At 63.2% G+C, this 11802-nt stretch carries 9 protein-coding genes and 1 pseudogene; all 10 read left to right on the forward strand.

What is annotated here, in order from left to right:
• Nucleotides 1–2427 (forward strand): indolepyruvate ferredoxin oxidoreductase family protein (locus ENZ74_RS08095; protein WP_127312723.1); only part of this gene is annotated, 2427 nt, incomplete at its 5' end.
• 144 nt (nt 2428–2571) lie between these two features.
• The gene (locus ENZ74_RS08100; protein WP_063169839.1) at nt 2572–4884 is read left to right on the forward strand and encodes an EAL domain-containing protein; all 2313 of its coding nucleotides are present in this window, start codon (nt 2572–2574) and stop codon (nt 4882–4884) included.
• A 335-nt stretch (nt 4885–5219) separates the two neighbouring features.
• Nucleotides 5220–5999, forward strand: a complete 780-nt coding sequence (locus ENZ74_RS08105) for a hypothetical protein (protein ID WP_013528206.1) — start codon at nt 5220–5222, stop codon at nt 5997–5999.
• A gap of 119 nt (nt 6000–6118) precedes the next feature.
• Nucleotides 6119–6268 carry a DUF3096 domain-containing protein gene (locus tag ENZ74_RS08110; protein ID WP_013528205.1) on the forward strand — a complete coding sequence of 50 codons (150 nt, stop codon included), beginning with the start codon at nt 6119–6121 and terminating at the stop codon, nt 6266–6268.
• A gap of 206 nt (nt 6269–6474) precedes the next feature.
• A complete protein-coding gene (locus ENZ74_RS08115; RefSeq protein WP_013528204.1) occupies nt 6475–6699 on the forward strand; it encodes an aa3-type cytochrome c oxidase subunit IV in 225 nt (74 codons plus the stop codon).
• 85 nt (nt 6700–6784) lie between these two features.
• On the forward strand, nt 6785–8065 hold the full coding sequence (locus ENZ74_RS08120; RefSeq protein ID WP_063169840.1) for a Re/Si-specific NAD(P)(+) transhydrogenase subunit alpha: 1281 nt from the start codon (nt 6785–6787) through the stop codon (nt 8063–8065).
• Nucleotides 8062–8490, forward strand: coding sequence for an NAD(P) transhydrogenase subunit alpha (locus ENZ74_RS08125; protein ID WP_024501908.1), 429 nt, complete (start codon nt 8062–8064; stop codon nt 8488–8490). Before ENZ74_RS08120 ends, ENZ74_RS08125 begins: the two co-directional genes overlap by 4 nt.
• Before the next feature lie 6 nt (nt 8491–8496).
• Complete coding sequence (locus ENZ74_RS08130) at nt 8497–9894, forward strand: NAD(P)(+) transhydrogenase (Re/Si-specific) subunit beta (protein ID WP_013528201.1); 1398 nt, start codon at nt 8497–8499, stop codon at nt 9892–9894.
• A gap of 147 nt (nt 9895–10041) precedes the next feature.
• Nucleotides 10042–11523, forward strand: coding sequence for a hypothetical protein (locus ENZ74_RS08135; RefSeq protein ID WP_063170441.1), 1482 nt, complete (start codon nt 10042–10044; stop codon nt 11521–11523).
• A gap of 24 nt (nt 11524–11547) precedes the next feature.
• Nucleotides 11548–11802, forward strand: a pseudogene (locus ENZ74_RS34680) (hypothetical protein); the annotation flags it as partial.

Consider the following 11802-nt stretch of genomic DNA (forward strand, 5'->3'; position numbering starts at 1 on the left):
GCCACCCAACCGGTCATTATCGGCAAGAAGGACGAGCGCGGCGACTGGCTGTTTCCGGCCAAAGGCGCGCTCGATCCCAACGAGATCGCCATCGCGCTTGGCGAGAGGATCGTCAGGACCATCGGCCCGTCCGAAGAGATTTCGGCGCGGGTGGCAAAACTGCGCCAGTTCCAGGCAATGCTCACCGAGGCCACCGACATCGGCTCGCGCACGCCGTTCTTCTGTTCCGGTTGCCCGCACAATTCGTCCACCAAGGTGCCGGACGGCTCGATCGCCGCGGCCGGCATCGGCTGCCACTTCATGGCGCTGTGGATGGACCGCAACACAGTCGGCTTCACGGCCATGGGCGGCGAGGGCGCGCAATGGGTCGGCCAGGCGCCGTTCTCCAAGCGCGAGCACATCTTCCAGAATCTTGGCGACGGCACCTACAACCATTCCGGTACGCTGGCGATCCGCTTCGCGCTGTCGAGCGATGCCAACATCACCTACAAGATCCTCTACAACGACGCGGTCGCCATGACCGGCGGCCAGCCGCACGAAGGCGGCCTGACCGTCGATATGATTGCCAGGCAGGTGCGGGCAGAGGGTGTCGACCGCATTGCCATCGTCACGGATGAGCCGGACAAATATGCTGGCAAAGCCGAATTCCCGGCCGGTGCCACTATCCATCACCGCGACGACCTCGATCTCGTCCAGCGCGAGCTGCGCGACGTCAAGGGCGTTTCGGTCTTGCTCTACGACCAGACCTGCGCCGCCGAAAAACGCCGCCGCCGCAAGCGCGGCACATTCCCCGATCCCGACAAGCGCGTCTTCATCAACGAACTGGTCTGCGAAGGCTGCGGCGATTGCGGCGTACAGTCGAACTGCGTCTCGATCCAGCCGGTCGAGACCGAATTCGGCCGCAAGCGCAAGATCGACCAGTCGAGCTGCAATAAGGATTTCTCCTGCGTCAACGGCTTCTGCCCGTCCTTCGTCACTGTGCACGGCGCCAAGATCCGCAAGGCCGAGGGCCTGGCCGGCAAGGCCGATCCGCTGGAAGGCGTGCCCGTGCCGGCGCAATTCCCGCTTGGCGAGCAGGGCTGGGCGGCGATCATCGACGGCGTCGGCGGCACCGGCGTCGTCACCGTCGGTGCGGTGCTAGGCATGGCGGCGCATCTTGAGGACAAGGGCTGCGGCATGATCGACATGGCCGGCCTCGCCCAGAAGGGCGGCTCGGTGTTCACCCATGTCCGCATCGCTCGTACCCCGGACGACATCCATGCAATCCGCGTTTCGGCGGGGAAGGCCGATCTCGTGCTTGGCTGCGATCTCGTCGTGTCGGGCGCCAAGAAGGTGCTGACCGCGGTGCGCGAGGGCCACACCATCTTCGTCGCCAACACCGCCGAGATCATGCCCGGCGAATTCGCCCGCTCGGCCGATTTTTCGTTGCCGATAGAGCGGCTGAAAAAGGCGATCCGCGCGGCTGCGGGCGACGACAAGGCACATTTCTTCGATGCCACCCGCACTGCCACGGCACTTTTCGGCAATTCGCTCGGCGCCAACATGTTCATGCTTGGCTTTGCCTTCCAGCACAGCGGCCTGCCGCTGTCCGCCGAGGCGGTCGAGAAGGCGATCGAGCTCAATGGCGAAGCCGTGGCGATGAACATCGCCGCCTTCCGCTGGGGCCGTCGCGCTGCCCATCAGCCGGATTTCGTGCGCGGGCTGGTTGCCCAGCCGGGTCCGACCGCGGCTGGAAAGGCAGGCCAGGCCACGGACACCGCCGAGACGCTGGACGACATCATTGCCCGCCGCGTCGCCTTCCTGACCGCCTATCAGAACGCCGCCTATGGCAGGCGTTATGCCGGAAAACTGGCCGCGTTGCGCGCCGCCGAAGCGAAGGCCGTGCCTGGTTCGACCGCGGTGTCGCAGGCTGCCGCCAGGAACCTGTTCAAGCTGATGGCGATCAAGGACGAATACGAGGTGGCGCGTCTTTACACGGACGGCTCTTTCGCCGCCGAACTGGGCAAGCAGTTCCAGAGCTACGAAAGGCTCGAATTCCACCTCGCTCCGCCGATCATGGGCCGTCGCGGCAATGACGGAAGCCCGCGGAAATCGAGCTTCGGCCCGTGGATGATGAAGGGTTTTCGCGTGCTGGCGGCGATGAAGGGCCTGCGCGGCACTGCCTTCGACCTGTTCGGCTACACCGCCGAACGGCGCATGGAGCGGCAGCTGCTGGCGCGGTACGAGGCGGATCTGGAGCTCATCGCCGGATCGTTGGCCCCAGCCAGGGTCGATGCGGCGGTTGCGCTGGCCTCGGTGCCTGCCCTCATCCGCGGCTATGGCCACGTCCGCCAAGCCAGCGCGCAAAAGGCCGCCGGCGAGCGCCAAAGGCTGCTCGAACGCCTGTCGAGTACGCCGGCGCGGCCCGAACTTCAGGCCGCCGAATGACCGATACGCCTTGTTTACCTGAACGACAGTTTCCTTGCTTTCCGCTGCGTCACCCGGCTTGACGGCAGGAGCGCGAGGGTCTCTCTAAATCTTTCTTAAGGCGGATGTGGCACTGCTTGGCTCCCCAGGGTTGGGATTCAGGCGTTGAATCTGCGAAAAAAGAACGAGATCCCGGTCGACGTCTATATTCCGTTCGTGGAAACCCTGTTTCGCGACGGGCTGACGCTTTCGATCGGCATTCTCGCGCAGACTTTCCTGATCGGCCTGGTCTGGTGGAAGGGCGGCGATCCGCGGTATTTGCTGGTCGCGATCTCGATGGTTCTCATCGGTGTGTTCCGCATGAGAAACTTTCGAAAATACAACAGCATGCCGTCGCCGACGACCTGGGAAGAGGCGCACAAGCGTGAGAATGACTACATTCTCTATGGCTCCCTGCATGGCTTGACGCTTGGCGCTTTCTGCCTGCTCGGCATCTATTTCGCGCGCGATGGTTTCGCCGAAATCGCCTCCGTTTGCCTGACGCTCGCGACGGCGACCTCCATCGCCGGCCGCAACTACGGCTCGCCGCGCATGGTCACCATCCTGACCATTGCCTTGACCTGGCCGATCTCGCTTGGCTTCCTGCTGCGCGGCGACATCTACCATGTCCTCCTCGGGCTGCTGTCGGCGCCGTTCCTGTTCGCCATCCGGAAATTCGCCAACACCGTACGCGATGTGCTTTTTGCGGCCGTCTCGGAAGAGAAGAAGGCCAACCGCATTGCCCAGCGCTTCAACCGGGCGCTCAACACCATGTCGCACGGCCTTGTCATGCTCGGTCCGGACGGCCGCGTCGCGGTGGCCAATGCCGAGGCCGCGCATCTGATGTCGCTCAAGTCGCCCGACGCGCTGCTCGGACGGTCGATCCACGGTCTGTTGATGCGCGGTGTCGCCGGCGGCATGCTGGCGCCCAAGGATTGCCGCTACATCGAGGCGCAGCTGACGCGTGCCCTGCGTGAGGGTCGCGACCGCAAGGTGCTGGTTTCCCTCGCCAACGGCCAGCATTACGAGTTCTCGGCTCGCGAGGGCAGCCAGGAACTGGGCGTCATCACCTTCGAGGACGTCACCGCCCGTGTCGAGGCGGAAGACAAGATCCGCTTCATGGCACGCTACGACAATCTCACCGGCCTGCCCAACCGGGCCTATTTCCATGAATTGGTGGGCGAGGCCATGGCGTCCGGCGATCGCGACCGTCTCTGCGGCCTTGCGGTGCTCGATCTCGACGATTTCAAGAGCGTCAACGACACGCTTGGCCATCCGATCGGCGACGGCTTGATCTATGCCGTTGCCGAGCGGCTTGGCGCCATTGCCAAGCAAGATATCACGGTCAGCCGTTTCGGTGGCGACGAGTTCATGATCTTCTTCGACCGCGTCGAGGATGAGAGCCATCTGACCAGCCAGCTCGACGAGATATTCGCCGGCCTGCAAGGGGAAGTCGACGTCGCCGGTCACGGGCTGCGCATTCAGGCCAGCGGCGGCGCGGTGCTGTCACGGGTCAAGGATACCGATGTCGACGCCATGATCGTGAAGGCGGACCTGGCGCTCTACAAGGCCAAGGAACTCGGCAAGAACAGCTGGCGATTGTTCGAAGCTTCGATGGATGCCGCCTTCCGCAACCGTCAGCTGATGAAGGCGGATCTGCGCACCGCGGTAGAGGGCAAGAGCCTGCGGGTGGTCTATCAGCCGATCGTGGCGATGAGCACCATGCGTATCGCCAGTTGCGAGGCGCTGTGCCGGTGGGATCATCCAGATCTCGGGCCAATCTCGCCCAGCATCTTCATTCCGCTTGCCGAGGAAATGGGCATCATTTCCGAGATCAGCACCTTCGTGCTGCAGGCAGCCTGCGCCGAATGCGCCAAATGGCCCGACCAGACCAGCGTTTCGGTCAATCTCTCGGCCAAGGATTTCCGCAGCCGCGATGTCATCCAGAAGGTTCGCGATGCGTTGGCCGGCACCGGCCTCGCCGCCAGTAGGCTCGAGATCGAGGTCACCGAAACGGCGCTGCTCGACGACAAGTCGCTGACGCGCCAGTATATTGAGGAGCTGAAGCAGCTTGGCGTGCGCATCGCGCTCGACGATTTCGGCACCGGCTATTCGAGCCTGAGCTACCTGCACAAGCTGCCGCTCGACAAGATCAAGATCGACCGCTCTTTCCTGATGGACGTCACCCAGAATCCCCGTTCGCTCGAGCTGCTCAAGGGTATCGTCAACCTGTCGCGGCCGCTGGGGCTTTCGGTGACCGTCGAAGGGGTCGAGACCTTCGAGCAGCTCAAGATCCTGGCGCTGCAGGTCAAGCCTGATCTTGTCCAGGGGTTCCTGTTCGGTTCGGCGCTCAGCGCTTCCGGCATCGAGACGATGTCGAACACGGTATGGCCCTTCGCCAAGGATATCAGGACCGCCAAAAAGGCGGTACGCCGCTGATTTGCGGCGCCTGGCGCATGGTGCCCAGGCACTGAGAGCCCATCCCTGTTTCCATCAGGATTGAACAGGCGCCCAGGCTTTAGGCATTCACTGCATTCGAGGTTTCTTTGCACATCGCGGGCCATGCCAGAATTTCAGCCGCTTCCCGTCATGTTCGAGACACGCTCTTTCCCCGTCGCGACGCAGAAAACGAAGAAAACCACCAATTTTAGTTTTATTTTAGCAATCGTTAACCTTAACGACTGGTAAACGGGCTGCTTCCTGTTTTCATCTTTTACATCCCAAGACCCTGTCGTAGTGTCGGATCGCGGCGGCAATGTACGGGGATTGAGTTGATGATTGTGCAGTTGAGTTCGCTTCGTCCGGTGACGGGCGAGGACGGCAAGGACGCCGCCGACACCATGTCCAGCTTCGCCCGCAACGTTTCGGCGATGCTTGAGCGGACAGAGTACCGCCGCTGCGACAAGGGCGAAGATCTCGAGGACATCTACCGCCTGCGCTACAAGTCATATCGCTCGAACGATATGGTGCCCGACAACGAAAACCATACCATTCACGATGAGCTCGACGAGGCACCGAATGTGTACCGCTTCGGGGTCTATATCGACCAGGAACTCGTCAGCACGCTGCGTATCCATCACGTCACCTTGGCGACGCCGATGTCGCCTTCCACCAAGGCCTTTGGCGACATCGTCATGCCGATGCTTCGTGACGGACTGAGCTTCATCTGTCCCAGCCGGTTTGCGTCCGATCCCGAATGGTCGCGCGTCTACCCGCAGATTCCCTACCTGACGCTGCGGCTGGCCGGCATGGCGTGCTTCCATTTCAACGCGCCCTACTGCCTGTCGACCATTCGTGAGGATCACGCCGGCTTCTACAAGCGTATCTACTACTCGGAGAAGATCAGCGAGTCGCGCGCCTATCCGGGCGTTTTCAACAAGGTCGTGCTCTACCGCGCCGACGTCAACGCAATCCGCGAGCGGTCCTTCTCACGGTTCCCGTTCTTCCGCTCGACGCCAATGGAGCAGCGCATGCTGTTCGATACGCCGCATGTCGGGGAACTCGCGCCGCTGACCATCCTGCCGACGGCAAAATACTATCACGAAGCCGCCTGATACGGCAGGGATCCACACGATTTTGCAGGGCCGACAGGAGCCTTTTGGCGACTTCGGCGTTCTGGGTGAGGCCACGAGCAGCGCTCCGGGTCGATCTGAGGTTTTTGAGGGAACCCGCCATGACCATTTCCACACTTGCGCTAACCCCGCTCATCTCGCTGATCGCCGGCGTGCTGATCCTGGTCATGCCAAGGCTGTTGAACTACATCGTCGCGCTCTATCTGATCGTCGTCGGGTTGCTCGGGCTATTTCCGCATCTAGCCGGCTGAGGCTCCGGCTTAGGCCACGCAAGCGTCCGCCCTTCGGAGTTCCGCATCAAGCATCAGAATCCAGCGATCGGACTCCGTCGCGGCGTCGACTGCTGGCTTCAATCTTTCTTTGAGGCAGTTGTCGGTTGTTGTGCGGCAATAGCGCCATTGCTCTCGGCGCGGCTTTTCGCTATGTGCCTGAAAGATGTCTTCGAAGGGGTATTCCTATGGCTGATCACTCGCCGACTGGTCCTGTCGAACTGGGCGCGAAGATGGACTATGCCGAGCATGACCGCACCTATGCGGGCTTCCTCGCGCTGGCCAAGTACGGCTCGCTGTTTTGTGGCGCCCTGCTCCTGGCGATGGCCTTCGGCTTCTTCGCGGGCGGCTTCTTCTCGGCGACCATTCTGTTCGTGCTGATTCTGGCTGTCGGCGCCTTTATCCTCCGATAGATTTTTCCGACATCTTGTCCACGGCGCCGCCGCGAGGCCGGCCGGCGTCTTGCGGGAAATAGCTTCCGGCCGAAAGGATCATGCGGTGGGACAGACGGTTTTCATCCCTCGTGAGCTCGATGCCAACGAGCCGCGCGTCGCGGCTTCGCCCGATACGGTGAAACGGCTGGCGGCGTTGGGCTTCGACGTCGTCGTCGAGGCCGGTGCCGGTCTGAAATCGCGCATCATCGATGCCGACTATGCGAGCGCCGGCGCTGCTATCGGCAAGGCTTCCGATGTCGCCAAGGCCGATGTGGTGCTGAAGGTGCGCCGGCCTGGTGATGCCGAGCTGAAGAGCTACAAGCCCGGCGCGGCTGTGATCGCCATCATGGACCCCTACGGCAACGATGCCGCCGTGGCAGCTCTTGCCAAGGCCGGCGTCACCGCTTTCTCGATGGAATTCATGCCCCGGATCACCCGCGCGCAGTCGATGGACGTTTTGTCCTCGCAGGCCAATTTGGCCGGCTATCAGGCGGTGATCGACGGGGCTTCGGAATATGACCGCGCCTTGCCGATGATGATGACGGCGGCCGGCACGGTGCCGGCGGCGAAGGTCTTCATCATGGGCGTTGGCGTCGCCGGCCTGCAGGCGATCGCCACCGCGCGCCGGCTTGGTGCGGTTGTCACCGCCACCGACGTTCGCCCCGCCGCCAAGGAACAGGTCGCCTCGCTCGGCGCCAAGTTCCTCGCGGTCGAGGACGAGGAATTCAAGGCGGCCGAAACGGCCGGCGGCTACGCCAAGGAAATGTCGAAGGAATATCAGGCCAAGCAGGCGGCACTCACATCAGAGCACATCGCCAAGCAGGATATCGTCATCACCACGGCGCTCATTCCCGGCCGGCCGGCGCCCAAGCTGGTCTCGGCGGCGATGGTCGCTTCGATGAAGCCGGGCTCGGTGATCGTCGACCTCGCGGTCGAGCGCGGCGGCAATGTCGAGGGCGCCGAAGCCGGCAAGGTGGTCACCACCGCCAACAACGTCAAGATTGTCGGCCATCTCAATGTGCCTGGCCGCATCGCGGCGTCGGCCTCGCTGCTTTATGCCAGGAACCTGTTCGCCTTTCTCGAGACGCTGGTCGATAAGACGGCCAAGACGCTTGCCATCAATCGCGACGACGATCTGGTCAAGGCAACGATGCTGACCGATGGCGGCAAGGTGGTTCATCCGGCTTTCGTGAAAGCCGACCAGCAGCCGGCAAAGGGCCAATATGTCGAGCCGGCCGCGATCCCGGCCAAGACCATGGTCGCCGATGCTTCGCCCAAGAAAGCCGCGCCCAAGAAGGCGGCCGCACCCAAGTCGCCCTCGTCGAAGCCGAAAGGGATCGCGTGATGGACCAGACCCTGCAGAAAGCCCTCGACCAGCTCGACCAGGCCTCCGCCGCCGTCCGGCTGGCGGTGCACAATCTGGCGACCGCGCCCGGCGGCACTGACGCGGCCGGTGATGCCGCGCATGCGCTCTCCGGCGGCGCCATCGATCCCTTCGTCTTCCGCTTCGCCATCTTCGTCCTGGCGATCTTCGTCGGCTACTACGTCGTCTGGTCGGTGACCCCCGCACTGCATACGCCGCTGATGGCCGTCACCAATGCCATCTCCTCGGTCATCGTCGTCGGCGCGCTGCTTGCCGTCGGCATCGCCGCCTCCGGCATTGCCGCGGGCTTCGGCTTCGTCGCGCTGATGCTGGTTTCGGTCAACATCTTCGGCGGCTTCCTCGTCACCCAGCGCATGCTGGCCATGTACAAGAAGAAGGACAAGTAGAGCGCCATGAACGCCAACTTCGCGTCCTTCCTCTACCTCGTCTCCGGTGTCCTGTTCATCATGGCGCTGCGCGGCCTGTCGCATCCGACCACCAGCCGCCAGGGCAATCTCTACGGCATGATCGGCATGGGTATTGCCATCGCCACCACACTGGCTCTGGCGACCCCGTCCGCCGGCCGCTTCGGCCTGATCGTGCTCGGCCTTGCCATTGGCGGCGGCGTCGGCGCCGTTACCGCGCGCCGCATCGCCATGACCTCGATGCCGCAGCTGGTCGCTGCCTTCCACTCGCTGGTCGGCCTCGCCGCCGTCATGGTGGCGGCTGCCGCGATCTATGCCCCGGAAAGCTTCGGCATCGGCACGGATGGCGACATTCATGCCCAGGCCCTGATCGAGATGAGCCTTGGCGTCGCCATCGGCGCCATCACCTTCACCGGCTCGGTCATCGCTTTCCTCAAGCTCGATGGCCGCATGTCCGGCAAGCCGATCATGATCGGCGCACGCCACTTCATCAACGCCGCACTTGCTATCGCGCTCGTCGTGCTGATCGTGTTGCTGGTCACCACCGAGTCCAAGCTGGTCTTCTGGCTGATCGTTGCCGCCTCGCTGGTGCTCGGTATCCTGCTGATCATCCCGATCGGCGGCGCCGACATGCCGGTCGTCGTCTCGATGCTGAATTCCTATTCCGGCTGGGCGGCGGCGGCGCTGGGCTTCACGCTCGGCAATCTGGCGCTGATCATCACCGGCGCGCTGGTCGGCTCATCCGGCGCGATCCTGTCCTACATCATGTGCAAGGGCATGAACCGAAGCTTCATCTCGGTCATTCTCGGCGGCTTCGGTGGGGAGACGGCAGCGGCCGCCGATGACGGCATCGAACGCACGGTCAAGCAGGGTTCTGCCGACGATGCCGCCTACCTCATGATGAACGCCCAGAAAGTCATCATCGTGCCGGGCTACGGCATGGCGGTTGCCCAGGCGCAGCATGCGCTGCGCGAAATGGCCGACAAGCTCAAGGCCAATGGCGTCGACGTGAAGTACGCCATCCACCCGGTCGCCGGCCGCATGCCCGGCCACATGAACGTGCTGCTCGCCGAAGCCAATGTGCCCTACGACGAGGTGTTCGAGCTTGAGGACATCAACTCGGAGTTCGCGCAAGCCGACGTTGCCTATGTCATCGGCGCCAACGACGTCACCAACCCGTCCGCGCGCGACGACAAGTCCTCACCCATCTACGGCATGCCGATCCTCGACGTCGACAAGGCGCGCACCTGCCTGTTCGTCAAGCGCTCGCTCGGTTCCGGCTATGCCGGTATCGACAACACGCTGTTCTACAAGGACGGCACCATGATGCTGCTCGGCGACGCCAAGAAGATGACCGAAGAGATCGTCAAAGCCATGGATCACTGATCCGGGATAAGCGCCGGGACACGCCAAGAATCGCCCGGCTTCGCGCCGGGCTTTTTCTTGGCAGGCTTTCTTGGCTTGACGGCGATTTCGGCGCTACGATGACGAATTCCCGCCTCGACGGCGGGATTGTCGTCGACGGAGACGTTGGTGCCTGACCCGATCGCATCGCCGCCCGCCGGGAAAGCGCCGCGCAAGCCTGGCCAGGCGGTGGTGATCGTGCATGGCATGGGCGAACAGCGGCCGATGGATACGCTGCGAGGCTTTGTCCAGGCTGTCTGGAGCCATGACCCCAACCGCGCGCCGTTTTATGCCCATGTCGCCGATCCGGCCGACCCCGCCGGCGCGAAGATCAACCAGAGCTGGATCACTCCCGACAGCCGGACCAATTCGTACGAACTTCGCCGCATCACCACGCCCTACGATGTCGATGGCCGCCGCACCGACTTCTACGAGCTTTACTGGGCCGACATCACGCAGGGCACGACGCGAGGCCGGCTTGCCGCCTGGGTGACAAATCTGCTGTGGCGCAAGCCCACCGACATACCGCCGGACGCCCGAAAGCTCTATCTGGTCACTCTGGTTGCCGCCATCATCGTCCTGGTCGCGACGCTCGCGCTTGCGACGTCGGTTTGGCAGCAGCAGATTTCGTGGACCGTCGGCGTCCTCGTCACCATCCTGGCCTCGTTCGTCATCTGGTCGGTGGACCGTTTTGGCCTTCCCTATTTCGGCGATGTCGCGGGCTATGTGCGCGCTGAAGCGGCCACGGTAGAGAAGCGGGCGCTGATCCGCGACCGCGGCCTGAAGCTGCTGAAGCGTCTGATGATGGACGATACCTACGATCGCATCGTGCTGGTCTCGCACAGCCTCGGCTCGATGATCGCCTATGACCTGTTGCAGATCTTGTGGTCCGATTTCAGGCCCCGAAAACTCGAGGCCATCCGCGACAAGGCGAAACTGAAGGCTATCCACGCCATCGACAAGGCGACGCTTGTTGCCGACGGCTCGGCATGGCCCGGCAGCCTTGACGATCTTGCCGGGTTCCGGCGCGATCAGTGGGAGCTCTATCGCCAACTGCGCACCAGGGACGACAGCCATCGGCCTTGGAAGATCAGCGATTTCGTCACGCTTGGTAGCCCGCTGACCCACAGCGAATTTCTGGTGACGCACAATCTCGCCGAATTCAGGCGCGGCATCGCCGAGCGCCTGTTCTCGGCATGTCCGCCGATTGCCGAGGGAGCGGCGGCCGGTGGCACCGTGCTTTATCAGGAAGGGCGCAACCGTTCTTCCGGCAAGCCACAGCGGGCGGTGCATCATGGCGCGGTGTTTGCTGCGACGCGCTGGACCAATATCTTCGACCGCGGCAACGGTTGGCTGACGGGCGATCCGATCTCAGGGCCGATGGCGGAGAATTTCGGCCCGGGCGTGGAGAACGTTCAGGTCGAGCTGCGCGGTTCCCTCGGCCGTGTCTTCACCCACACGCTGTACTGGTCGTTGGCGGCGACCGGTATCGAGGTTGCTGCCGGCGATCAGCCGCGCTCGCATCTCGCCGTGCTGCGCGACGCTGTCGACCTCGGTCGCAAACTGGAGCCGAGCCAAGCCGAAGTGCCGGCGATTCCTCCCCGAAAATAAGAACGGATTTCAGCGAACGGGGTCGTGGCAGCGCCGCTCGACAACTTCAAAGCAAAGCCGCTCCGGGCGGGCCAGAGTGGCTTTGTTGCAAGTGCAGTTCAACGGTTGGTGATAAAAACCGCTTCCTCATCGTCGCGCTGCCTGCCGCCAAGGGCCGCGGCAGGCGAGGTTTCCGCAGACGACAAAACCTATCTGTCGCAGTTGGTCGCCGTTCGCACGGGGCTTTCGGAAGCAGATGCCAGGACCCGGGTGGATGCCGTCCTCGCCAAGGCCCAGGAC

It is taken from the genome of Mesorhizobium sp. M7A.F.Ca.CA.002.15.2.1, assembly GCF_003998715.1.
GTDB lineage: Bacteria > Pseudomonadota > Alphaproteobacteria > Rhizobiales > Rhizobiaceae > Mesorhizobium > Mesorhizobium ciceri.

Excerpts from the sequence above, each read along its gene's own strand:
- ENZ74_RS08105 (WP_013528206.1), top strand. The coding sequence starts at position 5,220 with ATGATTGTGCAGTTGAGTTCGCTTCGTCCGGTGACGGGCGAGGACGGC.
- ENZ74_RS08110 (WP_013528205.1), top strand. The coding sequence starts at position 6,119 with ATGACCATTTCCACACTTGCGCTAACCCCGCTCATCTCGCTGATCGCC.
- ENZ74_RS08115 (WP_013528204.1), top strand. The coding sequence starts at position 6,475 with ATGGCTGATCACTCGCCGACTGGTCCTGTCGAACTGGGCGCGAAGATG.
- ENZ74_RS08130 (WP_013528201.1), top strand. The coding sequence starts at position 8,497 with ATGAACGCCAACTTCGCGTCCTTCCTCTACCTCGTCTCCGGTGTCCTG.